Below are 26,687 nucleotides of genomic sequence, written 5' to 3' on the forward strand. Positions count from 1 at the left end.
ATCAGAAAACGATTTTCGTCACAAAAATGTTGATACGCTCTATCTTTTCATGTTACATAAGAAATATATTGTCAATATTTGATACGTCGGATCGATTATTAGCTGCATTACATTGAAAAAAGTTCCAACAACCATGGATAGAGGTCAAATCATCGATTTTGTGCTGGCATTTCGCGCACTCGACAGCTCAAGCCGGGTTTCACATTCTCCCGTGCCCGTCGCTTTTCCGCACCTCGTCGCTGCGATGCAACATGGGCATGTCGCGCCAACACGAAACGGGACGCCGGGAGGGACCATGACGGAAAAGGGCTTCGAACGCGCGGAACACAGGCTTTCCCACGAAAGGCCCTTGACGCCCGTTCAAGCCGAAAGCTATACGCCGCTCCTCGCTGCAGCGGAAACGCTTCAGCCGGGGCGCGTAGCTCAGCGGGAGAGCACTACCTTGACATGGTAGGGGTCACAGGTTCGATCCCTGTCGCGCCCACCATTCCCCTCTTCAGGGGAATGGACGAGAGAACAAAGGTCCCGGAAACGGGGCCTTTTCTCGTTGACGCAGAGCCTCTCCGTCAACGCAGGACATGCTTCATCGGCAAGGAACCTGCGCCCTGGGGGTGAATGGCCCCTGCCCGATGTCCTTGAGCGTCACGCTTGCGTGAGCCGGAGCGCCGGTCACAGAACCGCCTCAGACAGATCGTGTAAGACGAGCGCTTTCATTCGGTGCAGAGCCTCTCGGCCAGAGCTCCCGGATGCCGGAGATGATGATGAGCCGAAACTTGGCCTTCTCGAATGCGGTCGGACGGTTCGGTCTCGGATGCGGCGCCCTCGATCTGCCCGCCATTGACGATCCGCGCGGCTACGTCCGCGTGCAGCTCGACATGCCGTTGACGATGCCGGAAGCCAAGTTGATGTCCAGCAGTGACCAGCTGCAGGCGATGATGCATCGTCGTCAGCTCGCGCGGCAGCGCCGCGAGGCAATGGCGGATACGGGAAACGCCAAGGTCAAGCAGGACGGCGATATGCAGGACGGCGCCATGGCCATGGCGCCCCGCCCGGAGCCGTCGATGGGCGGCGGCGTGATGGGGAACGAGCCCGAGACCAAGGGCACGCCGGGTCCGATCACGAAGAACCCCGATGAACTGATCGCCTGGCTGAGACTGGCGGCGACGACGAAGGCGCCCCTGCACGAGCGGCTGTTCCTGCACTGGAGCAACCACTTCACCGTCGGGGTGGGGAAGGGGAAATCCAGCCTGACGGCGGGCTCGTTCCAGCGGGAAGCCATTCGGCCATTCATCCTCGGCCACTTTCACGACATGGCCAAGGCGGCGATCCTGCACGCCTCGATGCTCTATTATCTGGACAACGCATCATCGACCGGCCCCGATTCCAAGGTCGGACGCATCAAGAAATCCGGCCTCAACGAGAATCTCGGGCGCGAGGTGCTCGAGCTCCACACCCTCGGCGTCGATGGCGGCTACAGCCAGGCCGACGTCACGGCGCTGGCCTCCGTCCTCACGGGCTGGACCGTGGATCTCAAGCCGCAATCGGAGACTTTCGGCGAAGTGGTGTTTCGCGAGCGCCAGCATCAGCCGGGGCCGAAGACCATTCTCGGCAAGCGCTACGCCGAGGCGGGAGCCGACGAGTTCCTCGCCGTCCTGACCGACCTCGCCCGGCATCCCTCCACGGCGCGCTACGTGACGCGACGGATGGCGCGTGCCTTCGTCTCGGAGAAGGCGTCCGACTCACTGCAGAAGAGCCTCGCCAAGGTCTTCAGGGACAGCGACGGCGACCTCAAGGCCGTGACCGCCGCCCTGATCCAGAGCGACGAGGCCTGGACCGCAGCCCCCGTGAAGCTGCGCCCGCCGATCGAGTTCCTCGCCGCGACCGGTCGCCTCCTCGGGCGCGCACCGGTCAAACCCTCGCCGAAAGCCTCGCTCCTCGCCATGGGCCAGCCGTTCCTGGCCGCCCCGTCGCCGAAGGGGTGGGCCGAGGAGGACGATGCCTGGGTGACATCGGATGGGATCAAGAGCCGGATCGACTGGGCGCAGCAATGCGCGACGCTCAACGCCGACCATGTCGACATCCGCACGCTCGTGGACGACCGGATCGGGGGCTACTTCTCGGACGAGACGCGGCGCGTGATCCGGCAGGGCGAGAGCCCTGAACAGGCCTTGGCCCTGCTGATGCTCAGCCCGGAATTCCAGCGGCGCTAAGCAGGTCCGCCTTGGCAAGCCGGCGCTTCACCTCGCTGAGGCCTTTGGAAATGTCGCAGGTTTTGAGGCGCGAAACCGGTGACCACGTTTGCGAAACCCGCTTAGCCGGTCGAGAGGCGATGACCCCATGAACCCTCAGGAACACGCCCACCTGCCGACCCGCCGCAACCTCCTGCTCGGCGCCGGTGCGCTCTTCGCGTGGCCCTATGTGCCCAAGGTCTGGGCCGCCTCGGGCCGCGACCCGCGCTTCCTCGTGGTGGTGCTGCGCGGGGGCCTCGACGGCCTCTCGGCGGTGATGCCGGTGGGCGATCCGCAATTCGCGGCGATCCGCTCCGACTTCAAACTGTCTCCGACGCACACGCCGTTCCGGCTCGATCCGCTGTTCTCGCTCAACCCGGCGATGCCGAACCTGGCGGATCTCTATGCCAAGCGCGAGGCCACGCTGTTCCACGCCGTCGCCACGCCCTATCGCGCCCGCTCGCATTTCGACGCGCAGCAAGTCCTCGAGAACGGGATGACCCGCGCGAATGCGGGCATCGATACCGGCTGGCTCAATCGGGCGCTGTCCCTCATTCCCAAGGCCAAGGGCATCGAGTTGCGGCCGACGAAGGCCCTCTCCGTGAGCGCGACGACGCCACTGATCCTGCGCGGGCCCGCCCAGGTGGAGACGTGGCAACCACAGACGATGCCCTACGCGGCGGCGGACACGCTGATGCGCCTCCAGGCCCTCTACGACGACAAGGATCAGGCCCTGGCCAATGCCCTGCGGGAGGGCGTGCAGGTCGACGACTTCATCGCCTCGGATCCGAGCATGGCGGCCATGGGAAAGCAGCCGTTGAGGGGCCCCAACAGCTTCGCCTCGGCCGCCCGCGCCGCGGCCTCGCTCATGGCACCGGTGACCGGGCCCCGCATCGCCGTGATGAATTTCGACGGCTGGGACACCCACTCTTCGCAAGGCCCCTATGAGGGGCGTCTCGCCAAGAACCTCGCCTCCCTCGATGCCGGCATGGCGGCGATCAAGGAGGGGCTCGGTGCCTCCTGGGCCCAGACATCGGTGCTGATCGTCACCGAATTCGGCCGCACCGTGCATGTGAACGGCTCCTCCGGCACGGATCACGGCACGGCCACGGTGGCTTTCCTCGTCGGAGGCGCGGTGGCCGGGGGACGGGTGATCGCCGATTGGCCGAGCCTCAAGGAGAACGCCCTGTTCGAAGGCCGCGACCTCGCGCCGACGATGGATCTGCGCGCCGTGATGAAGGGCCTGCTGATCGACCAGTTCGGCTTCGAGGAGAAGGTCCTTTCCGAGACGATCTTCCCCGGCAGCGAGAAGGCGCCCGGCATGAGGGACCTGATCCGGGCCTGATGCGATCACGGAGACCGCCTCGGTCCCGCGTCAGAAGGACGTTGGTTTCCGCCTGCGCGAACGAATCCCGACACCGCCTGGTTCGTCGATCGTCGGCGGCCGGTCCGAGGAAGTCGTCACCGGCTCCGGCGCCGCGACCTGGACACGCGGCGGCGCGACCTTGCCGACGCGCTCGATCCTGACGCCGACATAGTCGCCGCGCCTCCAGGCGAGCTTCACCATGCAGACGAAGTCCCGGCCGATGATGCGGAGCAGGAACGACTCGGGCAGCGCGTGGTAGCCTGGGATTCCGAGCTTGGCGCCGGATTTTGAGACGTCCTTGACGGTGCACGGGATCTCTCGGCCGTCGGGAAGCCGGACGTTCGCAATCCAGTTGGTCGCGTTCCGGTCCTCGCGCCGCGGTACCGGCTCCGGTGCCTTATCAGATTCCTTGTCCGACCGCACTGAGGACGCTCCGACGCTTCACCGCTTCTCATACCGGTATAGGCCGAGAACGTTTACGGACCATGCGTGATCGGGGTTTCCGCTGGGGCTCAGACACCCGTGTCGACCGCATCGTCTCCTCTCCGCATGCGAAAGGTCTCGTCGCGGGCGGAGGAAACGGCTCATCGCCCCCCTGGGGCCGCGCGAGGGCCGGGGGCGAACGCATCGAGAGACGGACTCGCCGGCCACAGGCGGCCATAATCCAACCGCAGAAGCATGTTTTCGAGTTCTCGACTTCGCGCTTTTCTTATAAAGGGAGCGAGTGTCGGACCGCCGTTCCCGAACGGTATCACAGACTACCATTCCATCTAAACTTGACAATTGAACGCGACGGCGGGGGCGGCAGTGGCTAAGGGGCGGGAATCAGCCGAGATCATTTCGGCATTGGCAAGTTGCCGGACGGCATTCATCGGCGTCGCGGTGATGAGCGGCTTGGTGAATATTCTGTATCTGACCGGCTCGTTCTTCATGCTCGAAGTCTACGACCGCGTCATCCCGAGCCGGAGCGTGCCGACACTGGTCGGCCTCATGATCCTCGCGCTCGTCCTCTACGGATTTCAGGGCGTCCTGGAGACGATCCGCTCGCGCATCCTCGCGCGCGTCGGCGCGTCGCTGGACGAAGCGCTCAGTGCGCGGGTGTTCGACATCGTCGTGCGGGCCCCCCTGAAGGGCGCGACCCCGGGCGACGGGCTGCTGCCCCTGCGCGACCTCGACCAGTTGCGCGCCTTCCTCGGCGGCACGGGCCCCTCGGCCTTCTTCGATCTGCCGTGGATGCCGATCTACGTCTTCATCTGTTTCCTGTTCCACCCTCTCATCGGCATCGCGGCCCTCGTGGGCGCGGCGGTCCTGGCGGTCCTGGCCCTCACCACGGATCGATCGACCCGCGCTCCGACCCAGACCGCAACCGCCCACGGCATGCGCCGCAACGGATTGGCGGAAGCCGGACGTCGCAACGCCGAGGTGCTGGCCGCCATGGGTATGCAGGGGCGCTTCGCCGATCGCTGGGGTGGCGCCAACCGCGACTACATGCAGTCGCAGATGAACGTCTCGGATGTCGCCAGCGGTTTCGGCGCGGGCTCGAAAGTGTTCCGCATGGCGCTGCAATCGGGGGTGCTCGCCCTCGGCGCATGGCTCGTCATCAACAACCTCGCTTCGGCCGGCGTCATCATCGCCTCGTCGATCCTCGTCGCCCGCGCCCTAGCTCCGGCGGAACTCGCCATCGCCAACTGGAAGGGATTCGTCCAGGCGCGCCAGAGCTGGGGCCGCCTCTCGGAACTGTTCGCGCGCCTGCCTGCCGTCGAACAGCCCCACGCTCTGCCCGCTCCCTCGCAGAATCTCGTGGCCGAGAACGTTACCCTCGCACCGCCGGGAACCCAGCGCATCGTCGTGCAGGACATCAGCCTTTCGCTGCAGCGGGGGCAGGGGCTCGGGATCATCGGCCCGAGCGCCTCGGGCAAGTCGAGCCTGGTCCGCGCCATCGTCGGCGTCTGGCCGCCCGTGCGCGGCAAGGTCAGAATCGACGGCGCGGCCATCGACCAATGGTCGAGCGCCGATCTCGGACCTCATATCGGCTTCCTGCCGCAGGAGGTGGAGCTGTTTGCCGGCACCATCGCCGAGAACATCGCCCGGTTCGATCCCAATGCACAATCGGGCGCCGTCATCGCGGCGGCCAGATCGGCGGGCATCCATGAGATGATCCTGCGTCTGGCGGAAGGCTACGACACCCGGATCGGGGAGGGCGGCGCCGGCCTGTCGGCGGGTCAGCGCCAGCGGGTCGGGCTGGCGAGGGCGCTCTACGGCGACCCCTTCCTCGTGGTGCTCGACGAACCGAACTCGAACCTCGATGGAGAGGGCGAGAACGCCCTGACCCAGGCGATCGTCGGGGTACGGCAGCGCGGCGGCATCTGCATCGTCGTGGCGCACCGCCCCAGTGCCCTGGCGGCCGTCGACATGATCCTGATGATGGCCGACGGGCGCGCCCAGGCCTTCGGCCCCAAGAACGAGGTGCTCAAGCGCGTCCTCCGGTCGACTCCGGCTCCCGGCGCCGAGCCGGTCGCCGCACAAAGAACAGGCGCGAACGTCGCCACCCTGCAGGAGAGCGCGTGATGGCCATCGCAGTGTCGCCCAGCGGACTCCCCGCCGCTCCGATCCGCCCCACCGCCAATGGATCGATCCGCCGTCACCTCGCCGCGGCGATCGGGATCGGCGCCGTCCTCGTCATCGGGGTCGGAGGCTGGGCCACCTTCACGATGATTTCGGGTGCCGTGATCGCGCCGGGTCAGCTCATGGTCGAATCGGACGTGAAGAAGGTCCAGCACCCCACCGGCGGCGTCGTCGGGGAGTTACGGGTGAAGGAGGGCGCGCGGGTAAAAGCGGGCGACATCCTGATTCGGCTGGACGAAACCCAGACCCGCGCCAATCTCGACATCATCCTGAAGGCGCTCGATGAGTTCGCGGCCCGTCGGGCGCGGGACGAGGCCGAGCGCGACGGCGCGTCCGAGATCACCTTCCCGCCGGACCTCCTGGCCCGTAAGGCCAAGGATCCGTCCGTCGCCCACCTGGTCGATAGCGAAACCCGCCTGTTCCAGGCACGCGTCGCCGGTCGTGAAGGCCAGAAGGCGCAGCTGCGCGAGCGCGTCTCGCAGCTTGGCGAGGAGATCAAGGGGCTCACCGAGCAGGCCTCCGCCAAGGAGCGGGAGACGGCGCTGATCGGGACCGAGCTGAAAGGCGTACGTGAACTCTACGGCAAGAACCTCGTGCCGCTCTCGCGGGTCACCGCCCTCGAACGCGACGGCGCCCGCCTGCAGGGCGAGCGCGGGCAGCTCATCGCCTCCACCGCTTCGGCCAAGGGCAAGATCACCGAGATCGAGCTGCAGATCTTCCAGATCGACCAGGACATGCGCACGGAGACCGGCAAGGAGCTCGCCGAGATTCGCGGCCGCTGGTCGGAATATGTGGAGAAGCGAATCGCCGCCGAGGACCAGCTCAAGCGCATCGACATGCGCTCGCCTCAGGACGGCACGGTGCACCAGCTGACGGTGCATACGATCGGCGGCCTCGTCGTTCCCAGCGAGCCGGCCATGCTGATCGTGCCCGATGCCGACAAGCTGATCGTCGAGGTGAAGATCCAGCCGCAGGACATCGACAACGTGCGCGTGGACCAGCGGGCGATCCTGCGCTTCGCGGCCTTCAACCAGCGCACGACGCCGGAGATCGACGGGGTCGTGAGCCGCGTTTCGGCCGACGTGTCCCAGGATCCCAAGACGGGGATAACCTACTACACCGCGCGCATCCGCATGACGGAGGATCAGCTGGGGCGCCTCGGCAAGGTCCAGCTCGTGCCCGGCATGCCCGTGGAAGCCTTCATGCAGCTCGGGGACCGCTCGGTCCTCTCCTACCTGACGAAGCCCCTGACGGACCAGATCGCCAAGGCCTGGCGCGAGCGCTGACGGCTCCGAACGGCGAAGGATGAGGCCCCGGCCGTGCGCCGGGGCGAGAGTTTGAAGAATCCGCATCCCCGGCAGGTCGGTTGCACCTTGCCTTCAGGCGCTCAAGCCTGATATGGCAACCGCCTTTCCGCGATGCGTGAACTGCCATCGCCGAGGACGCCTTACCGAGGTGCCTCGTTCCCGAGACCCTATGGACAGGCGGCGGGCTCAAACCCGGCCGACGTGAGACCGATGAAGATTCGCAACTCCCTCAAGTCCCTCCGTGGCCGTCACCGCGACAACCAGCTCGTGCGCCGCAAGGGCCGCGTCTACGTCATCAACAAGACGCAGAAGCGCTTCAAGGCCCGCCAGGGCTGAGACTGCGGGCTGCCGGGTATTCGGCAGCCGCGTCAAGCCTGCCTGTTGACGGCGGCGTGAAGGGCGAGGAAGCTCGCTGTCATGACGCTGTCCCGGCCCCTCGGCACTCTTGTCACCGCTGCGCTCCTGAGCGCCGCGTTTTTTTTGTTCGGGATGTCGCCGGCCATCGCTCTGCCGCCGGCGAGCCAGGGCAGAGAGAGCGGCGATGCGCCCAAGAAGGCGCAGGCGCCGAGCCTCGATGACCTCTATGCCCGGCTGAAGGCCTCCGAGGACGATGCCGAGGCCAAGGGCATCTCCCGCCTGATTGAGCAGCGCCTCGGCCGCTCCGGCAGCGCCACCGCCGACCTTCTCACGGAACGCGCCCGACAGGCGATGTCGGGCCGCGACTACGCCCTCGCCGTCGAGTTGATGGACCGCGCCACCCATCTCGAACCGCAATGGGCCGAGGGCTGGAACCGGCGGGCCACGGTGTTCTGGCTGCTCACCGACCAGACCAACGCCGTGGCAGATCTCCAGCGGACACTGGTGCTGGAACCACGGCATTACGAAGCCTGGGCGGCGCTGGGGCGGATCTATCTCTCCATGGACGACAAGCGTCGCGCCTTGGACGCCTTCCGCCGCGCCTCCGCCATCTATCCGCGCATGGAGAAGCTTCAGAGCGCCATCGATCGATTGGCGCCGGAGATCGACGGGCGGGATCTCTAGCCGGACATGATGGGTCTGCACTGGCTAGGACTGATCGCGGGCGCGATGCTCGGGCTGATCGTCAGCGTGCTCGCGGCCGGAGCCCTCGTCACCCTGATCGTCACCCTGCGGGTCGGCACCCGGTTTCCGCCGCAAGGGCCTTTCATCGAGGTGGATGGCGGGCGGCTCGCCACCATCGAGGCCGGCCCGAAGGCGTCGTCGAAGGGGACCGTCGTGCTCCTGCACGGAGCCTCCGCCAACGCGGCCGACCCGATGGAGGGTGTCGGCCGCAGGCTCGGCGAGAGCGGCTTTCGCGTGATCGCCTTCGACAGGCCCGGATACGGCTGGAGCGACCGCATCGGCGGTCGTGAAGGGGCGAGCCCGGCGGCGCAGGGCCATGCGATCGCGCAGGCGATCGGGCGGATGGGGACGGGCCCCGTGATCCTGCTCGGCCATTCCTGGTCCGGCGCCCTCGCCACCGCCATCGCCCTCGACCATCCGGAGGTCGTCTCGGGCCTCGTGCTCGTGGCGCCGGTGGCGATGCCGTTTTCCGCCATGCCGCCCCTGCCGTGGTATTACCGCCTCGCGCTGAAGCCTCCGGTGGCCTGGCTGCTCAGCCGCACCGTCGCGACGCCGCTCGGCCTCTATTATCTGGAGCGCGCGGGTCGTGCGGCCTTCCGGCCACAGGAACTCCCCGGGGACTATCTCGAGCGCAGCCGCTCGGCCCTGGTGCTGCGCCCTCCGACGATGCTCGCGAATCTCGAAGACCTGATCGGCCTGCCCGCCGCCCTGGCGGCCCAGGCGCCGCGCTATGGGACCATCGCCGTACCGACGGTCATCGTCTCCGGCGATGCGGATGCGGCCGTTCCGTCGACGCGGCATGCCGAACCCCTCGCCAGAATCATCCCCGGCGCCCGGCTCGTTCTCCTGCCGGGCATCGGTCACATGGTGCCCTACATGGCGACGGACGCCCTCGTGGATGCCGTCGAAGGGCTCGCCGTCCGGATCGGCGCGACGGGACAGGCACCCGTCGCGCCCTGACAGTCGATCAGGCTCTTGCGGCGTGATCGCGGGTGACGAAGGCGATCCGCACCAGGTTGGTGGCGCCCGGCGTCCCGAACGGCACGCCGGCCACCACGATGACGCGATCACCGATCTCGGCGAATCGCTCGCGAACGGCGAATTTCGCCGCGCGGAACGCCATGTCGTCCACGTCGCTGGCATCGTTGGTGACGATCGGATGCGTGCCCCAGCACATCGCCAGGCGCCGGGCGGTCTCGCGCTTCGGGGTCAGCGCGATGATCGTGGCATTGGGCCGCGAGCGGGCCAGGCGCAGGGCCGTCGATCCCGAATGCGTCCAGGCCATGATGGCGGAGAGGCCGAGAGCGTCGACCATCTGATGGGCGGCCGCCGCGATGGCGTCCGACGCGGTGGCGTCGGGCTCGGAGCGCTGCGCCGTGAGGATCGTCCAATAGAGGGCGTCGCGCTCCACCTGCTCGGCGATGCGGCTCATCATCGAGATCGCCTCGATGGGGAAGGCGCCGGACGCGCTCTCCGCCGAGAGCATCACCGCATCGGCGCCCTCGTAGACGGCGGTCGCCACGTCCGAGACCTCGGCGCGCGTCGGCACCGGGGCGGTGATCATCGATTCGAGCATCTGCGTCGCGACCACGACGGGCTTGCCGAGACGACGGGCCCCACGCGTGATCCGCTTCTGCACGCCGGGCACCTGCTCCAGCGGCATCTCCACACCAAGATCGCCGCGCGCCACCATGATGCCGTCGGAGATCTCGATGATCTCGTCGAGGCGGGTGAGGGCCTGCGGCTTCTCGATCTTGGCCATGACCAGGGCACGGCCGGCGGCGACCTTCTTCACCTCGGCCACGTCCTCGGGGCGCTGGACGAAGGAGACCGCGATCCAGTCCGCCCCGGCATTGAGCCCGGCCTCGAGGTCGCCGCGATCCTTCTCCGTCATCGCCGCCACCGGGATCACGGTGTCGGGCAGGGACACGCCCTTGCGGTTGGAGATCCTGCCGCCGATGACGACCTCCGTCACCGCGCGTCCCTCGGAGACGTCGGTCACGACCAGGCGCAGCTTTCCGTCGTCGATGATGACGACGTGGCCGGGCTCCAGAGCCGAGAGAATCTCGGGATGCGGCAGGTAGACCCGATGGATGTCGCCCGGGGTCGGATCCGAATCGAGGACGAAGGAGGCCCCGTTCTCGAGGATCGCGCTGCCCTCGGCGAAGGCGGCGACCCGCAGTTTCGGCCCCTGGAGATCCACCAGCACCGCGATGGGCCGGCGCAGCTCGCGCTCGATGGTGCGGATCACCTCGATCTTCTCGGGCAATTTCTCGCGCGGAAGATGGCTCATGTTGAGCCGGAACACGTCCGCACCGGCGCGGAACAGCTTCTCGATCATCTCCGGCGTATCGGAAGCCGGACCGAGGGTGGCGATGATCTTCGTGCGGCGCGAGCGTTTCACTCCGGTCTCCAATTTTTCGAGGATACCCGTCGGTTTCGATCGGCCGATTGTGGGTAGGGGGGCCAGAAGCACTGCGACGGCATACACGTCAAGCTGCTGAGACTTGTTCTCTCCGGCCTCACCGAGGGGGTAGCTGCCGCCTATGGAGCCAATGTGACTGAAGGGCACGTTCGCCGGCTTCGCAAGCTGCGAGACGATATGCGGGAATCATGGGCTCGACACTCGAACCTTGCCAACCCAAAATCACCTGCTGCGGAAAGGTGTTCGGGTTTACAGAATTGTCCGGCATGCTGTACCTCGCACGTGCAATGCCGGACGCCCAGTCGGGTTTGGGTCGAGATTGGACAGGAGTGAGTTCGATGAACGAACAACATACCCCTCCTCGTTCGGAAAAAGCCGAACTGAAGCGCCAAGCCCGCATAAAAGTGCGCAAGGACGCTCACATTGAGGCTCGGAAGGCGGAACGTAAACAGAAGCGTATTGCTAGCCGCACGTCCGATGCGGGAAAATCCTGAATCTCCTCGGCCAAATTTTCGATTAAGAACAGGATTAGTGATCAGTGCTATTTGGCGCCCCTTCCAAATCTATTAGTCGCGCACGAGAAGCAGTAAGGACCTGCCGCGACGAGGCAGCGGCCAATCGCTGGGATCAGGTAATAGCAATCACTGACAACCCCGAGCTGATTACACAACAACCACAGCTGCTTCTTCAACGCCTGCAGGCTGCCTTTATTCTTGCCGATGACGATATTATCGGCCGCATCTTGAAGGATCTTCCCAACGCAGCGCTTCCGCAAGCGGTAAAGTTTGCGACTGTGCGGCAACTTGCTGTTAACAAGCGCGCACATCTGGCGGCCCGCCTACTCATAGACACGTCATCCCTTCACGATACGACACGTTTTCTCAAGTCGACTGGCCTCGTTTTTAAGAACCTGCGCGACGCCAAGCTCAAACGTGAGCTTCTTGATCTGGTCGCGAAGGTGAGTGGAGGCGGATCGTCGATAAAACCAACTGTATCTAAACTGACATTTGCTCCTCAGCCTGCTCAGGAAGTTTTCGGTAGCGTCAAGCTCGTTGCATCGTCCAACACTGATGCGATTCACCTCAAGGGTTTGAAACGTGAAGTTGCGATATTCAATCGGCTCATTGCACGCCCCCTGAAACCCACAGTTTCTGAGTACAGGAACGTTTTCACCCATCCATCCGGGCAAATTTGGACCGAGAACAAAGCGATCGTCGTTTCGAAGGGGTTCCCCCTCGATGTCACCGACAGGACCCAAGCGGAGAATATACCGCTCGCGCTTGGTCTCAATCGTGGAAGCCGCGGAATATATCATTGGCTCATTGATTATCTTCCAAGACTAGCATGGCTCAAAAGCAGTGATTTGATCGAAAATGAGGGGTGCAAAATCCTTCTCAACGCTGCGCGGTCCAGCTTCGAGCAAGATACTCTCGAAATGCTCGAGCTTGGAAATGCAGTCCAAAAGCTAGACAGATCGGTCTTCGTCGAACGCCTGTTGGTCGCGCGGGTCGGTTTCCGTGGCATGTCAGGATGGCGCCATCTAGACAGCATCTACGAAGAACTTGGTGAACGCGCGAGCACCTTGGCCGCAAGCAACTCCGCTGAACTACCGGATCGCGTCTACGTGACACGACGAGACGCCGCCCGGCGTGTGATGAAGAATGAAGCTAATGTGGAAGCCGTAGCGAGAAAGCTCGGATTCACCGTGATGGAGTTCTCAAAGATCCCTCTCTGGCACCAATTCGCTATCGCCCGGCATGCCTCGGTCATCATGTCCCCTCACGGCGCTGGATTATCTCACATCATTGTCGCGAACCCCGGCCTTCAAGTGATCGAGATCCTTCCGATCATGGAGGGGACGTACCAGCTGCGTTTCAATTACGCTCGCCTTTCAATCGTCAAGGGCCATCGATATTCCGCGTGGCTCGAACCCCAGCATCCAGGCTTTGATGCATGGACTGTCGATCTGCCGGCTTTCACGACTTTCCTCAAGAAGACTCTCAAGGCACAGCCGGCTGGCTCGGGTCGGTGAGCTGGATCGTCCAGCTCTTCTGCTCGCCGGTATCGACCTCGTAGAAGCCGTTGCGGTCGTAGCCTCGTGCGAGACAATCCTCGACGCCGCGTATCGTGAATTCGGTGTCGCGGGTGCACATGAGCGAGCGGCCGTTCCACTCGCCGCCGCGGGTATAGTCCACCGCGTAGACGTAATAGAACCGCGCCGCCAGGGCGCCGCGCAGCAGGGTTTCGCACCCTTTGGGCGCCACGTCCCACCATCCTTCCGTCACCCAGCCCTGCGTATCGCGATAGCCCAGCGAGATGCCGACCTTGCTGGCGGTCTGGTTGCACATGCGCAGATCGGCGCGGGCGGGCGCGGCGGTGAGGAACAGAACGGCCAGCGCGGGGGCGAGCCGGAGACCCTTTCCCCTCCCCACGCGCGGCGGGGAGGGGGCCTGTGGGCAACGGTTCACGCCGTTAGCCGACGAGGATGATGCGGCAATCGTTGACATTGGTGCGCGTGGGACCTGGCTGGACGAGATCGCCGATCGTGGCGAAGAACTTCGTCGAATCATTGTCCGCGAGCATCGCAGCGGGATCGAGGCCGGCGGCACGGGCACGCGCCAGGGTCGTCGGGTCGACGAGACCGCCGGCCGGATCGGTGGCCTCGCCGCGTCCGCCATCGGTGCCGTCGGTATCGGCGGCGATGCCGAGAATGCCGGATTCGCCGTCGAGGCCGAGGGCGAGGGCGAGGGCGTATTCCTGGTTCGGGCCGCCATGGCCCTCGCCGACGATGGTCACGGTGAGTTCGCCGCCGGAGATGATCGCCACCTTGCGGCCGGCCGCCTTCATCTCCTTAGCGAGGGCGGCGTGTTCCGCCGCGACCTCACGGGCCTCGCCTTCCACATCGGGGCCGAGCATCACGATCTCGTAGCCGGCGCGCTTGGCCGCTTCGGACGCAGCGTTCAAAGCGTCGATGGGACGGGCGATGATGCGGTACTCGGCTCGGGCGAAGGAGGGGTCGCCTGCCTTCGGGGTCTCGTTGGCCGGGTCGTTGAGGAGCGCCTTGGCGGTCTCCGGCAGGGGGATGTTGCGGCGCTCGCAGATCGCGCGGGCGTCGGCGAGGGTCGAGGGATCGGGCACGGTCGGTCCCGAGGCGATGACCGCCGGATCGTCGTGCGGTACGTCGGAGATGGCCAGGGTCAGGATCGAGCGGGCGTTGCGGGCCATCATGGCGAGACGTCCGCCCTTGATCCGGGAAAGGTGCTTGCGCACCGCGTTGATCTCGTTGATCGGCGCGCCCGAGCGCAGCAGCGCCTTGGTGACCGCCTGTTTCTCGGTAAGGGTGAGGTCGCCGGCGGGCGCGATCCAGTTGGCCGAACCGCCGCCCGAGAGCAGCACGAGCACGTCGTCCTCCGGACCGGCATCGGCCGCGATCTTCAGGGCGTCGATGGTGGCGTCGATGCCGGCCTGGTCCGGCACCGGGTGCCCGGCCTCGACCATGCGGATCATCGGCGCCTCCTCGCCGTAGCCGTGACGGGCCACCGCCAGGCCGACGATGCGGCTCTCGTCGACGCCGTGCTGCTCCCGGTAGAACCGGCTCGCCACGGCGGCCATGCTGCCGCCGGCCTTGCCGGCACCGAGGATGATCAGCCGTCCCGTCCCGGGGGCGGGCAGGTGCGGCACCAGGCAGCGGGACGGATGCGCGGCGGCGATCGCCTCGTCGAGGAAGCCGAGAAGCAGGCCGCGAGCGGCGTCGTGGGACGAAGGAGAGGAAGCGGGCGAGGCGTCTGAAGGCGCGGTCATGGCGTGTCCGTGTCTTATCGAGGTCCGATCGCGCGGGCCGGATTGCTTGTCCGCCGGATTGTTGCCGTGGCGGCGCGATCGCCTATACGTGCTGTGCCCGAGCCCTGCCGCCTCGGCAAGCGTGCGATGACGCGACCGGCGGCGTGTTTCCTGCCTGCCGAGGGGGATTTCCTCCCGATCGGCCCCGAAGGACCGTGTCCGCCACATGTTTCCGCCGCATCCCGTCGAGACGATTCCCGGCAATCCCGCCCTGGGGCTCCTCCTCATCTGCGAGCATGCCTCGAATCACGTTCCCGAGGATCTGGCGCAGCTCGGCGTTCCGGAACGGGAATTCGCGCGTCACATCGCCTACGATATCGGCGCGGCCGAGGTCACCCGACGTCTGGCGGCGCATCTGGGCGTGCCGGCCATCCTCACGCGGTTCTCGCGCCTCGTCATCGATCCCAACCGGGGGCGGGAGGACCCGACTTTGGTCATGCGCCTGTCGGACGGTGCCGTGGTGCCGGGCAACGCCCGCATCGACGAGGCCGGAAAAGAGGAGCGCATCCGGCGCTTCTACGTGCCGTTCGACGAGGCGGTGGATGCGGCCGTGGCACAGGCCATGGCGGCTTGCGTGCCACCCTCCATCGTGACGATGCACAGTTTCACGGCGTCCTGGCGGGGATACATGCGGCCCTGGCACGTGGGCATCCTCTGGGACGGGGACGACCGCATGAGCGCGCCCCTCATCGCCGGCCTGCGCGCCGATCCCGCCGGGCTGACGGTGGGCGACAACGAGCCCTATGGCGGCGGCCTGCCGGGCGACACGATTGACCGCCACGCCATCGCCCGCGGCCTGCCCAATGCCCTGGTGGAGATCCGGCAGGATCTCATCGCCGAGGAGCCGGGCCAGATCGAATGGGCCGCACGCTTCGCCAAGCTCCTCCGGCCGCTGATGCCGACACGGGGCTGACCGTCATCGTGAGCCGACACCCAACACAGACGAAGGCGGCGGAGCTCACGCCCCGCCGCTTTCGTCATCGTCGTAAGGTCCGGGTTTAGCGGGGGCCGCCGGAGGTGCGGCCGTACTGCCAGACCGGGAAGCTATTATGCTCGGCATTGCCTTCCTGGGCGGAATCGCTGTCGCGCCGGCTGACGACCGAGCCCGTGGTCAGATCGTCATCGATGAGGACCTGACGGTCGGCATAGCCGGGAGCCGCGTTGGCCGAGATACCGGCAGGAGCCGTGTAGCTCTGGGCCAGGGCGGGAGAAGCGACAGCGGCCGCGCTCAAGACAACGGCAGCAATAGCGGAAGCAAGACGGGTCTTCATGACTGAGTCCTATTAGATGTCGCGGTCTCCGTCATAGGGCGGTGGGCCGTGAGTTCTTGTATAGACCCAACATAGGACGACCTCCGTCGCAATGTCGTGCGATTTGGCACCCCATGCACGAGACGACTGACGAGTGCCCATGAGGAGCTTGGCCCTGCGCCGGTTGCACGCAGCGGGCGGCAGGGACCGCCGTGGCTGTCGCCCGCGGGGGCCGCAGGCGGGGACGCGCCGTGGTACCGGCTCGAAGGCCGTGATCGCCCCCCGCTCGGAGACGGGACCGCATGACAGCGATGGTGTATCCTGCAGCGGACGCGGCAGCACCCGACCGCACGCCCCATGACAAGGATCCGACCATGACCGAGATCGACCCCGCCACCCGGACCGAGCTCGAAGCCGCGGTCTTCCGCCGCCTCGTGGCGCATCTTCAGAAGCGCGGCGACGTGCAGAACATCGACCTGATGAACATGGCCGGCTTCTGCCGCAACTGTCTGTCGAACTGGATGAAGGACGCCGCCGACGAGCGCGGCCTCGACCTCAGCAAGGACGAGAGCCGTGAACGCGTCTACGGAATGCCCTATGAGGAATGGAAGCGGCTGAACCAGGCCGAGGCCACGCCCGAGCAACAGGCAGCGTTTTCAAAGGCGCAAGCCGAGCCGCACTGAGTGTCTCTCACAAAACTGCCGATGCGCCGTCGTGCTCCGAGCGAGACCACACCGAGACCGGGAGTTTTGTGAGGCACTCTAAGCTTCCGGTAAGCGTGATCGCTTAACCAGCCTCCTCCGGCGCATCCGACCCGATGCGCGTCAGATCAGGAATTGAGACGCTCATGGCCGCTTCCGCCGCACCCGCCGTCGATGCCTCCTCGGTTGCCGCCGACCAGCTCAAGAGCTTCATCGAGCGCATCGAGCGCCTGGAGGAGGAGAAGGCCGGCCTCGCCGGCGATATCAAGGACGTCTACTCCGAGGCCAAGGGCACCGGCTTCGACGTGAAGGCCCTGCGCAAGATCATCTCCCTGCGCAAGAAGGACCATGCCGAGCGCCAGGAGGAAGAGGCGATCCTGGAACTCTACATGCAGGCCCTCGGCATGGTGTAGGCCGACATCGCCGCGTGCGGGCGCGTGCCTCCCGCGCCTACGGCCACAGCCACGACACGACGTGCCACGCGGGCGGGAGGTCCTCGGCGCCTCCCGCCGCCTCAGCGCCGGGTCCGTGCCTCGCGCAGGGTGGAACCCGGCTCGACGGCGCCCCCCTTTGAGACGGCGATGCGCTGCGACAAGTAGATGCCGTGATGCCCCGAACAGGCATAGGCGGCAAAGCAGGCGACCGCCATGGCGACCCCATGCGTCGCCCCGAACAGTTCGATCCCCATCAGCGTGCAGGCGAGGGGCGTGTTGGCCGCGCCCGCGAACACCGCCACGAAGCCCAGCGCCGCCATCAGGTCGAGGGGCGCTCCCATCCATCCGCCAAGGGCATTGCCGAGGGCGGCGCCGATGAAGAACAGCGGCGTCACCTCGCCGCCCTTGAAGCCCGCGGCCAGGGTGACGACGGTGAAGAGGATCTTCCAGGCCCAGGACCAGGGATGGACCTCCGGGCCGAAGAAGCTCGCGATGCTCAAGCCCCCCGCATCCGGCGCAGTGACGCCGAGGCCGAGATAGTCGCGGGTGCCCAGCGCGTAGACGAGGCCGATCACCGCCAGGCCGCCGAGGACGGGGCGCAGGGGGGCGTAGGGTATCAGGCGCTTCAACCACCCGCCGAGGATGTGATTGGCCTCGGCGAAGACGAGGGCCGCGAGCCCGAAGGCGATGCCCGCGACGGCGACTTTCGCCAGCAGGATCGGATCGAGGGCGATGGGGCCGGTCGCATCCGCCAGATAGGCGATGCGGAACAGCGAATGATGGATGCCCCAGGCCTGGCAGGCCCAGTCGCCGATGACGGAGGCGAGCAGGCAGGGGATCAGAGCGGCATATTCCATCCGGCCGATGGCCAGGACTTCGAGGGCGAAGACGGCCCCGGCGATGGGCGTGCCGAACACCGCCCCGAACCCCGCCGCCACGCCCGCCATGAGGACGATGCGCGTACCCGCCGGATCGAGCCGCGCCAGCCGTCCGATGGCGCTGGCCAGGCTGGCGCCGAGCTGCACCGCCGTGCCCTCACGGCCGGCGGACCCGCCGAAGAGATGGGTCACCACGGTCCCGAGAAAGATCAGGGGCGCCATGCGCAGGGGAACGCCGCCACCGGGCTCATGGATCTGATCGACGACGAGGTTGTTGCCGCCCTCCACGCCACGCCCGACGCGGTGGTAGAGAAGGCCGATGGCCAACCCGCCGACCGGCAGCAGGAACAGCAGCCAGGGATGCGCGAAGCGGGCGTTCGTGGCGGCGTCGAGGCACCAGAGAAAGGCCGCGCAGAGGGAGCCCACCGCCGCCGCCATCGGCACGAGGATCACCGCCCAGCGGGCGAACGCGACGACCCAGCCCACGCGGACCATCGTGGCGCGCTTCAGGTCGGCGGCTCGGTTCTTCAGAGCGACAGGCATGGTTCCACCGTCTTGCTGCGTGGCAAAAGGGTAGGAATCATCAGCCCTTATGGCGGTTCGGCTGAGTGTCTCTCACCAAACCCCCGCTGCGCCGTCGTACTCCGAGGGAGGACCGACCGTGATCGGGAGTTTTGAGAGGCACTCTTCACGCCCGGCAGAATCCATTGCCGCAGCCTTCGTGTCGCGGCGCAAAGAGAACGTCAAGCCGAAGATCGCGCTCCGCCTCCGACGTGTCGCCGCTCATGAACGCGGAACGGTTCAGCGCCCCGCAGCCACCGCGCGGGTAGACGAGCCGGTGAAGCGTGCGGCGGTGAGGTCGTCGCCGGGGCTGCGTCCCGAGAAACGGCTGCGCACGCCGCTTTCCGCCTGGGCGACGAGGCCGGCCGGCGCGGCATCGGCGCGGGCGCGGGCCGGGGCGACGTGGACGGGTGAGGCGCGGCTGGCCGGCGCGGTCTCCGCGGCGGCCACCTCGAACAGGGCGCGCAGCTGCGTGCGCGCATCGGCATCGGCGGCGACGGGCCGGGCGAAACGGGTCGGCGTCCCGGTGGCGGGCGGCGTCGCGGCCATGCCGGTGGGAGCGAGACTCGCCACCTGAATGGCGGGACGCGGCGGCGGCAGGGGCATGGTGAGGGCGGCGGCGACGGCCGCGAATTCCGATGGCCGGCGTGGCGGCAGCGGCACGTCGATCGACGTCGATTGCGTCTCGTCGGCGATCGCCGGCTGGGAGACGTCCTGGGTGAGAAGGCTCTGGGCATCGCGTCCGTCGCGGCGCAGGAGGGCACCCTTGAGGGCATCGGACGCGGCCGGCGCGGCATAGGCCAGGGCCTCGCGGGTGCCGGATTGGTCGTCCGGATCGGCGCTGGCCACGAGAATGCTGGGCTTTGCCCGGGCCCGGGCCGGAGCCTCCGGCTGAGCGGCGGGCGCCTTCGCGCCGCCGCCGAAGAGACTGGCGAAGAAGCCCTTGATGCTCGGGCCGTCATCCTCGTCGATCATCGCGACCTGGGTCACGCCGAGCACGGTGCCGCCGCGCGCGAGGACCTCCGCACGGGCGAGCTCGTAGCCGGGCAGGGGGCGGTTGTCGGCGGGCAGGTGCACGGTCTTGCCGTCGGGGAACAGGCGGGCCAGCTGGTCGTGGCTCATGCGCGGCCAGGAGCGGACAGAGCCGACATCGAGATGGACGAAGGGCGAGCCGGCATGGGGATACCAGCCGACACCGCCGCGCTGCATCCGCATGCCGACGGCGCGAAGCTGGTCGATGGAGACATCCGGCAGGTAGAAATCCATCGCCTTGCCGAGCATGTGCTGGCTGAACTCGGCTACCGCGCGCGACCGGCGGCGCAGCATGGCGTTGGTGCCCGGCGAGCGATAGGCCGAGACCACGGTGATCGGCTCCTGCGAGCCCACCGACCGGTACGCCTCCCACACCGTATCGAACAGGCGCGGATCCATTTTGGTGGGCTCGTCCACGCGCCAGTCGCGCAGCATCCAGTTGAGCTGTTCCAGGGCGGCCCGGTCGTAGCGCCCGTCACGCTTGAACGTGATCGTGGCGCTCTCCTTCGTATGGGTATGGTAGATCGAGAGCGTGCGGGTATCGCCGTTGGCGACCGCGTCCTGCGTCCCGCGCGTGCCCGCACCGAGCGCCAGGGCGATGCCCGACGCCGCGATGATCGAGCGGCGCAGCCGGGGATGGGAGAAGGCATCGCGGAGACAGTCGCGGAAGCGCGAGACCGGCTGGGTGGATCGATCGGCCGGTTGGGCCTCTTCACGCAGCGGAATGCCCACGATCGTCCTCACCTCTGCCAGACCACGCGTTGTCGCGCGGATCATGGTGAACGCAAGGTTACCGAAAACCGTAAACGCACAGTTATCGGATCCTCAGCCATTCGCCGGTCGACACAACGGCTAGGTTTCAACCGTGGCGAAATCGTGCCGACCCGCGGACAAGATCGAGCATCGGCAAGAGCGGCATCGCACATTCCCGATCGCGTTGCATTCGTGCAACGACGGCGGCTGCGCGCTACCACCAGCCGCGAGAGACCGGGGCAGGGGCCGGTGCCGGCCCCCAGGGATCGACGGGAACCGCTTCGGCGGATCTGGCGGCCGGTGCCCTGACCGCCCGCGCGGGATTGGCGCCGGAAGGGGCGGCGTGCGACGCGGCGCGGCGAACCTCCGACGACGCCCCGGCCGCGCTCGGCGCCGGTGTCGCCGGACGTGCCGCGACCTTGGCCGGCGCTTTCACCTGAGCCTTGGCGACGAGCAGGCTGCCCGGTGCGAGGCCGAGGGCGATCTTCATCCGCGCATCGTGCCCGTAGAGATCCGAAAACGTCCGCAGGGATCCGCGATCGTCCGCATCGAGGGTGAAATAGGCCAGATGGACCGGCAGCTTCTCGGGCAGACGGATGGTGCGCTCGCCCTTGCCGATGAGTTTCTTCAGGCGCTCGCTCGACCACGCTTCGGGCAGGACCGAATCGGCGAACCGGAAGGGATCGTCCACACGCACGCAGCCATGGCTCATCGCCCGCTGTGAGGCGGAGAACAGCGAACGGTTGGGCGTGTCGTGCAGGTAGACGGCATGGTTGTTGGGGAACAGGAACTTGATGAATCCGAGCGCATTCCGCTCGCCCGGCGGCTGGCGCACCGAGATGTTGCCGTTGCGATAGACGACCTCGTAGCCACGACGGGCCGCGTAGTTCGGGTCGCGGGCCAGGGCGGGCAGGAATTCGTTCTTGAGGATCGAGGGCGGCACGTTCCAGGACGGGTTGACGACGGCGTATTCCATCATCCCGGAAAAGACCGGCGTCGGCGTCTCGGCCTTGCCGACGATGACGCGGGACTCGTCGCGCTGCATGCCGTTGCGGACCACGCGCAGACGGAATTCGGGGATGTTGACGAGGACGTAGTCACGACCGAGATCGCTCGGCAGCCAGCGCCAGCGCTCCATGTTGACGAGGACGGTCGCTTCCTCGTCGCCGACGCGCGACGATGCCTCGGCCCGACCCAGGGCGGCGACGGTCTGGGGCGTGAGCGTGCCGGTGGCCGGCAGGCCACGGCCGCGCTGGAACTTCGCCACGGCAGCGGACACGGTCGCATCGAACGCATCCGGCTCGCCGGAGGCGGCGTCGAGGGTGCCGGCGGTGCGAGTCGGCAGGCCGAAATGGCGGCGTAGAACGGGAACGCGAGGATCGTTCATGCCGACCTTGAGCACCGGCCCGGCGGGAATCGTGACGGGCGACACCGCCATGGGCGCGCCGTGGAGATTGCGCAGGCTGGCGAGCCGCGCCTTCAGAGCGAGGTAGCCGGCCTGCGCCGGGTTGTAGCCCTGCAGCACGGTGCCGGCTTGGGGCCCGGCGCTGGCGATGCGCGCCAGAACGGCATCCGCGCCCGGAATGTCCAGGGTGGGCGTGATGAGGCGGGATATGGCGGACAGGTTGATGCGCGCCCCCCGTGCGTCCTTGGCGTAGAGCACGATGGCCGCCGAGAGTTTCAGCTCGATCTCGGCGGTCTGGGCCTCGGTCAATCCCTGTGTGCCGATGACGGGCACCGGATAGGCCTGGACGTTGAGGCCGTCCTCGGCCGCGAGGGACAGACGGGACGCGGCGGCCTTGGCCGCGGGGGTGAAGACACCGTCGACGACCCAGACCGGCTTGAAAGCGCCGAGGCCGTAGAAGGCCTGCATCGCCTCCCGGTCCTTGGTGCTCAGGCGGGCGAGGAGAGGGGCCGGATCGGCGAGGCGCGCGGCGAGGGCCGCCCCCATCGGATCGGTCGGCACCGGAGCGGCGGCCACGGCGTCGGCGGGATCGGATCCGGCCCCGGCATTCGTGGTCTCCGCCTTACCTGTATCGGACGGGCTCGCGGGGGCTTGGACGGCCTCTCCCGCGGCAGCGGGCTTCGCGAGGTCGGGGGAGGGCGAGACCGGCGGCGAGATCGCCCCTGTCGCCACCGTGTCGCCTTTCCCCTGATCGGGCGAGGCCGACGGTGCGGCAGCGCTCTGTACCACGGACGGAGCCGGGTCGAGCCGGGACTCGGCCTGTGCCGCGTAGCCGACACAACCCGCCATCAAGGCAGCCAGTGCAACCGAGGCGGAGCGCGAAGCGCCCATGATGAAACTCCCGGAACCGGCCATGACGGCCGTGTTTGAGCGCAAAACAATCGCTGCTCGCGCCACCGCTTGCAACGGCGTGCGGGCAACAGTGGATGTCCGGCATGCGCCGGAGGCTGGAGTCGCAGTGCCGTGACGCACATCCCGACCGACGGGACGCGAAGGGGACGCGCCCCCCGTGTCTCAGGCAGCGGCTTCGTCGCCCTTCTCGTCGCCGTCGAGACCGAGATCCTTCAGCTTGCGGTAGAGGGTCGAGCGGCCGATGCCGAGGCGCCGCGATACTTCGGACATGCGACCCCGGTAGTATTGAAGGGCGAAGCGGATGATCTCCGCCTCCAGCGCGTCCATCGGTTTCATCTCGCCGGACTCCTCGGTGACGAGGGTCATCGCATGGGGGTCGCGGACCTCCACCCGGACGATCTCGCGCACCGGCTCCGGGGTACCGGCATGGACCATGGGCTGGACCGGGGCGGCGGGAATACGCACGTCGAACCCTTCGACCTGGGCGGCGATCTGCGGGAACTCGGCCACGGTGAGCTCGTCGCTATCGGCGAGCACCACCGCGCGAAACAGGGCGTTCTCGAGCTGGCGGACATTGCCGGGCCAGCCGTAGCGGCTGAGCAGGGACATCGCCTCCGGCGTGATCGCGCGGACCCGCTTGCCCTCCTCGGCCGCGAAGCGCGCGCAAAACGAGCGCACCAGATCCGGGATATCCTCGCGGCGCGCCCGCAGGGGGGGCAGGGTCATCGGAAAGACGTTGAGACGGTAGTACAGGTCCTCGCGGAAGCGGCCCTGCTTCACGAGGTCGAGGAGCGAACGGTTCGTGGCCGAGATGAGCCGGATGTCGATCCGGACGCTGCGCTTGGCGCCCACCGGATCGACTTCCCCCTCCTGCAGGGCGCGCAGGAGCTTCACCTGGGCATCGAGGGGCAGTTCACCGATCTCGTCGAGGAACAAGGTACCGCCCGACGCCTCGACGAACTTGCCCACATGACGCTCGGTGGCGCCGGTGAAGGCGCCCTTCTCGTGCCCGAACAGGGTCGATTCGACGAGGTTGTCGGGAATCGCCCCGCAATTGACCGTGACGAAGGCCTTGCCGCGCCGGTCGCCCGACCCCTGGATCGCGCGCGCCAGCACCTCCTTGCCGACACCGGACTCCCCCTCGATCAGCACCGGGATGTTGGACTTGGCCGAGCGCTCGGCCAGCCGGATCACGCGCTCCATGTCGGGGCTGCGCGAGGACAGGTCCTTGAAGGTGAGCGAGCCGGAGGCGCGCCGCCGCATGCGCCGGACCTCCTCCTCGAGCTGGTCGACCTTGAGGGCGTTCTTGATGGAGACCTGGAGCCGTTCGGCGCCGGCCGGCTTCACTACGAAATCCGTGGCGCCGGCACGCATGGCGTTGACCACGGCATCGATGGAGCCGTTGGACGTCTGGACGATGACGGGGGTGTCGAGACCCGATTGGCGCATCTGGGCCATGACGGCGAGACCATCGAGACCGCCGGGCATCACCAGATCGAGGAGAACGACATCGATGGGTTCGCCCGAACGCAGCACGGACAATCCGTCCTCGCCGTTCTCGGCGACCTTCACTTCGAAGCCGAGACGACGCACCATCGCTTCGGCGAGCCGGCGCTGGACGGGATCGTCGTCGACGATGAGGATCGTTGTCGACATGCGGAGAGCCTCGACCGTGTGCTGAGAAAGGCGATCGTCCCAGGGATGTCGTCCTGCGAGTCGGCCACCGGTGTTTCGTTTCGATCCGTAGGGTGAGCGAAGAGCGTAAAGCTGCGCTTAACGACGATCCCACTTTCTTCCCCGATGGTCCACTCCCCGGGGCGAGCGCGGACGATGCCGGAGATTCGTTGCGGCCGAATGGGCCGAGTCGGTTGATCGCAGGGCCTTACCGCTCGATATCACCGGAAACGGCGAGGAAACGCCGCTTCAGGATCAAAGACACCATGTCGAGTCGTGCCGTCGTCCATGCCAGCCTCTCCAGCGCCGCCCGGATGCCGGCCGGGCAACGATCGGAAGGGACGAACGTCGCGCGGGCCGCCGCTCTCGCCCTCGATCTCGGCTCGCTTCCCGAATGGGATCTGAGCGACCTCTATTCCGGGATCGATTCGCCGGACTTCCGCGCCGACCTGATCCGGGCGGAAGGCGAATGCAGCGCCTTTTCGGAGCGCTACGGCGGCGTCATCGCCGAGATCGCCGGCGGACCCGACGCGTCCGCGCGCCTCGCCGAGGCGGTGGCGGCCTATGAGGCGATCGAGGACCGGCTCGGCCGTCTGATGTCCTTCGCCGGCCTGGTTTACTCCGGCGACACCACGGACGAGCGGCGCCAGAAGTTCTACGGCGACACCCAGGAACGCCTGACCACAGCCTCCGGCCACCTGCTCTTCTTCGCCCTGGAGATCAATCGGGTCGACGATTCCGTGATGGACGCCGCCATGGCGGAGGGGCCCCTCGCGCATTACCGCCCGTGGATCGAGGATCTGCGCCGGGAGAAGCCGTTTCAGCTCGACGACCGCACCGAGAAGCTGTTCCTCGAAAAGTCGGTGACCGGGCGCTCCGCCTGGAACCGGCTGTTCGACGGCACGATCGCGTCCCTGCGCTTCCCGCTGCAGGGCGAGATGCTTACCCTCGAGCCGACGCTCAACAAGCTTCAGGACCCCGATGGAGCCGTCCGCAAGGAAGCGGCCGGCGCCCTGGGCGACGTATTTCGCGCCAATCTGCGGACCTTCGCCCTCATCACCAACACCCTGGCCAAGGACAAGGAGATTTCCGATCGCTGGCGCGGCTTCAAGGACGTCGCCGACGACCGGCACCTCTCCAACCGGGTCGAGCCCGAGGTGGTGGCGGCCCTGGTGGACGCGGTGCAAGCCGCCTATCCGCGCCTGTCGCACCGCTACTACCGGCTGAAAGCCAAGTGGTTCGGGGTCGACGTCCTGCCCTATTGGGACCGCAACGCGCCGCTGCCGCGGGTCGAACAGCGCACCATTCCCTGGGCCGAGGCGCGGGACATGGTGCTCGACGCCTACGGCGCGTTCTCGCCGCGCATGGCCGACATCGCCAAGACCTTCTTCGACCGCCGCTGGATCGATGCACCGACGCGGCCGGGCAAGGCGCCGGGCGCTTTCGCCCATCCCACCGTGCCCTCGGCGCATCCCTATGTGCTGGTGAACTACCAGGGCAAGCCCCGGGACGTGATGACCCTCGCGCACGAACTCGGCCACGGGGTGCATCAGGTCCTCGCCTCCCATAACGGTGCCCTGATGGCGCCGACGCCCCTCACGCTGGCCGAGACCGCGAGCGTGTTCGGCGAGATGCTGACCTTCCGGCGCCTGCTCGCCGCCACCACCGATACGGTCCAGCGCCGGGCGATGCTGGCGGCGAAGGTCGAGGACATGATCAACACGGTCGTGCGCCAGATCGCGTTCTACCTGTTCGAGCGGAAGGTCCACCTCGCCCGCGCCGAAGGCGAACTCACCGCCGAGCAGATCAACGGCCTCTGGATGTCGGTGCAGGCGGAGAGCTTCGGTCCGGCGATCTCCCTTGATGCCGGCTACGAGCCGTTCTGGGCCTATATCCCGCACTTCATCCACTCGCCGTTCTACGTCTACGCCTACGCGTTCGGCGACTGCCTCGTGAACTCGCTCTACGGCGTCTATGCCAATGCCGAAGAGGGTTTCGTGGACCGCTACTTCGCGCTGCTCTCGGCCGGCGGGGCCAAGCCCTACGGCGAACTCCTCGCCCCCTTCGGCCTTAATGCCAGCGACCCCGCCTTCTGGCAGATCGGCCTCAACATGATCGAGGGGATGATCGTCGAACTCGAGGCGATGGAGGGGTGAGGGTGCCCTGAGACCGGCTGCCCATACTCTGCTGTCTTG

22 protein-coding genes, 1 tRNA gene and 1 riboswitch are annotated in these 26,687 nt (G+C 67.1%); of the genes, 14 read left to right on the forward strand and 9 right to left on the reverse strand.

Annotated features, from left to right (window positions below):
- Positions 1-412 precede the first annotated feature (412 nt).
- From MKK51_RS07600 to MKK51_RS07610, 3 genes are all read left to right on the forward strand, one after another.
- Positions 413-487 (forward strand) — tRNA-Val (locus MKK51_RS07600).
- A gap of 274 nt (positions 488-761) precedes the next feature.
- Complete coding sequence (locus MKK51_RS07605) at positions 762-2,210, forward strand: DUF1800 family protein (RefSeq protein WP_243976079.1); 1,449 nt, start codon at positions 762-764, stop codon at positions 2,208-2,210.
- A 127-nt stretch (positions 2,211-2,337) separates the two neighbouring features.
- On the forward strand, positions 2,338-3,573 hold the full coding sequence (locus MKK51_RS07610) for a DUF1501 domain-containing protein (RefSeq protein WP_243976080.1): 1,236 nt from the start codon (positions 2,338-2,340) through the stop codon (positions 3,571-3,573).
- 30 nt (positions 3,574-3,603) lie between these two features.
- Here the strand turns inward: MKK51_RS07610 and MKK51_RS07615 are convergent, their stop codons facing one another.
- Entirely contained in the window at positions 3,604-4,017 is a 414-nt protein-coding gene (locus MKK51_RS07615) for a PilZ domain-containing protein (protein ID WP_243976081.1), read from the reverse strand.
- A gap of 384 nt (positions 4,018-4,401) precedes the next feature.
- Between MKK51_RS07615 and MKK51_RS07620 the strand changes: the two genes are divergently transcribed.
- The 5 genes from MKK51_RS07620 to MKK51_RS07640 all read left to right on the forward strand — a co-directional run bounded on the left by MKK51_RS07620 (position 4,402) and on the right by MKK51_RS07640 (position 9,587).
- Entirely contained in the window at positions 4,402-6,162 is a 1,761-nt protein-coding gene (locus MKK51_RS07620; protein ID WP_313898801.1) for a type I secretion system permease/ATPase, read from the forward strand.
- Positions 6,162-7,505, forward strand: coding sequence for an HlyD family type I secretion periplasmic adaptor subunit (locus MKK51_RS07625; RefSeq protein ID WP_243976083.1), 1,344 nt, complete (start codon positions 6,162-6,164; stop codon positions 7,503-7,505). Before MKK51_RS07620 ends, MKK51_RS07625 begins: the two co-directional genes overlap by 1 nt.
- A 231-nt stretch (positions 7,506-7,736) precedes the next feature.
- Positions 7,737-7,862, forward strand: a complete 126-nt coding sequence (gene ykgO, locus MKK51_RS07630) for a type B 50S ribosomal protein L36 (protein WP_003601867.1) — start codon at positions 7,737-7,739, stop codon at positions 7,860-7,862.
- Positions 7,863-7,943: 81 nt separating this feature from the next.
- A complete protein-coding gene (locus tag MKK51_RS07635) occupies positions 7,944-8,567 on the forward strand; it encodes a hypothetical protein (RefSeq protein WP_409565639.1) in 624 nt (207 codons plus the stop codon).
- Positions 8,568-8,573: 6 nt separating this feature from the next.
- Entirely contained in the window at positions 8,574-9,587 is a 1,014-nt protein-coding gene (locus MKK51_RS07640) for an alpha/beta fold hydrolase (RefSeq protein WP_243976084.1), read from the forward strand.
- 7 nt (positions 9,588-9,594) lie between these two features.
- On the opposite strand, the gene pyk is transcribed toward MKK51_RS07640, so the two are convergent.
- Positions 9,595-11,031, reverse strand: coding sequence for a pyruvate kinase (gene pyk / locus MKK51_RS07645; RefSeq protein WP_243976085.1), 1,437 nt, complete (start codon positions 11,029-11,031; stop codon positions 9,595-9,597).
- 209 nt (positions 11,032-11,240) lie between these two features.
- Here pyk and MKK51_RS07650 point away from each other — a divergent pair, with 209 nt between their 5' ends.
- A complete protein-coding gene (locus MKK51_RS07650; RefSeq protein ID WP_243976086.1) occupies positions 11,241-11,546 on the forward strand; it encodes a hypothetical protein in 306 nt (101 codons plus the stop codon).
- Between the two features lie 44 nt (positions 11,547-11,590).
- On the forward strand, positions 11,591-13,084 hold the full coding sequence (locus tag MKK51_RS27370; protein ID WP_243976088.1) for a glycosyltransferase family 61 protein: 1,494 nt from the start codon (positions 11,591-11,593) through the stop codon (positions 13,082-13,084).
- Here MKK51_RS27370 and MKK51_RS07660 read toward each other — a convergent pair.
- On the reverse strand, positions 13,053-13,484 hold the full coding sequence (locus MKK51_RS07660) for a DUF1036 domain-containing protein (protein ID WP_409565640.1): 432 nt from the start codon (positions 13,482-13,484) through the stop codon (positions 13,053-13,055). The genes MKK51_RS27370 and MKK51_RS07660 overlap by 32 nt on opposite strands.
- A gap of 40 nt (positions 13,485-13,524) precedes the next feature.
- A complete protein-coding gene (locus MKK51_RS07665; RefSeq protein WP_243976090.1) occupies positions 13,525-14,853 on the reverse strand; it encodes a glycerate kinase in 1,329 nt (442 codons plus the stop codon).
- A gap of 205 nt (positions 14,854-15,058) precedes the next feature.
- Between MKK51_RS07665 and MKK51_RS07670 the strand changes: the two genes are divergently transcribed.
- Positions 15,059-15,805, forward strand: coding sequence for an N-formylglutamate amidohydrolase (locus tag MKK51_RS07670; protein WP_243976092.1), 747 nt, complete (start codon positions 15,059-15,061; stop codon positions 15,803-15,805).
- An 85-nt stretch (positions 15,806-15,890) separates the two neighbouring features.
- Here the strand turns inward: MKK51_RS07670 and MKK51_RS07675 are convergent, their stop codons facing one another.
- Positions 15,891-16,163, reverse strand: coding sequence for a hypothetical protein (locus MKK51_RS07675; RefSeq protein WP_243976093.1), 273 nt, complete (start codon positions 16,161-16,163; stop codon positions 15,891-15,893).
- Between the two features lie 353 nt (positions 16,164-16,516).
- Between MKK51_RS07675 and MKK51_RS07680 the strand changes: the two genes are divergently transcribed.
- On the forward strand, positions 16,517-16,825 hold the full coding sequence (locus MKK51_RS07680) for a DUF1244 domain-containing protein (protein WP_243976095.1): 309 nt from the start codon (positions 16,517-16,519) through the stop codon (positions 16,823-16,825).
- Between the two features lie 164 nt (positions 16,826-16,989).
- Positions 16,990-17,256: a DUF2312 domain-containing protein gene (locus MKK51_RS07685; protein ID WP_243976098.1), complete on the forward strand. Its 267-nt coding sequence runs from the start codon at positions 16,990-16,992 to the stop codon at positions 17,254-17,256.
- Positions 17,257-17,357: 101 nt separating this feature from the next.
- Here the strand turns inward: MKK51_RS07685 and MKK51_RS07690 are convergent, their stop codons facing one another.
- The 4 genes from MKK51_RS07690 to MKK51_RS07705 all read right to left on the reverse strand — a co-directional run bounded on the left by MKK51_RS07690 (position 17,358) and on the right by MKK51_RS07705 (position 24,474).
- Positions 17,358-18,650 (reverse strand): voltage-gated chloride channel family protein, encoded by a 1,293-nt coding sequence (locus MKK51_RS07690; RefSeq protein ID WP_243976134.1) that lies wholly within the window; start codon positions 18,648-18,650, stop codon positions 17,358-17,360.
- A gap of 72 nt (positions 18,651-18,722) precedes the next feature.
- Positions 18,723-18,876, reverse strand: a riboswitch (Fluoride riboswitch).
- Positions 18,877-18,956: 80 nt separating this feature from the next.
- Complete coding sequence (locus tag MKK51_RS07695) at positions 18,957-20,492, reverse strand: DUF882 domain-containing protein (protein WP_243976136.1); 1,536 nt, start codon at positions 20,490-20,492, stop codon at positions 18,957-18,959.
- Positions 20,493-20,715: 223 nt separating this feature from the next.
- Complete coding sequence (locus tag MKK51_RS07700) at positions 20,716-22,797, reverse strand: murein L,D-transpeptidase (RefSeq protein ID WP_243976100.1); 2,082 nt, start codon at positions 22,795-22,797, stop codon at positions 20,716-20,718.
- Positions 22,798-22,980: 183 nt separating this feature from the next.
- Positions 22,981-24,474, reverse strand: coding sequence for a sigma-54-dependent transcriptional regulator (locus tag MKK51_RS07705; protein WP_243976102.1), 1,494 nt, complete (start codon positions 24,472-24,474; stop codon positions 22,981-22,983).
- 332 nt (positions 24,475-24,806) lie between these two features.
- Here MKK51_RS07705 and MKK51_RS07710 point away from each other — a divergent pair, with 332 nt between their 5' ends.
- Positions 24,807-26,648, forward strand: coding sequence for a M3 family oligoendopeptidase (locus MKK51_RS07710; RefSeq protein ID WP_409565641.1), 1,842 nt, complete (start codon positions 24,807-24,809; stop codon positions 26,646-26,648).
- The last annotated feature ends 39 nt before the right edge of the window (positions 26,649-26,687 follow it).

It is taken from the genome of Methylobacterium sp. E-045 (assembly GCF_022829685.1).
Lineage (GTDB): Bacteria > Pseudomonadota > Alphaproteobacteria > Rhizobiales > Beijerinckiaceae > Methylobacterium.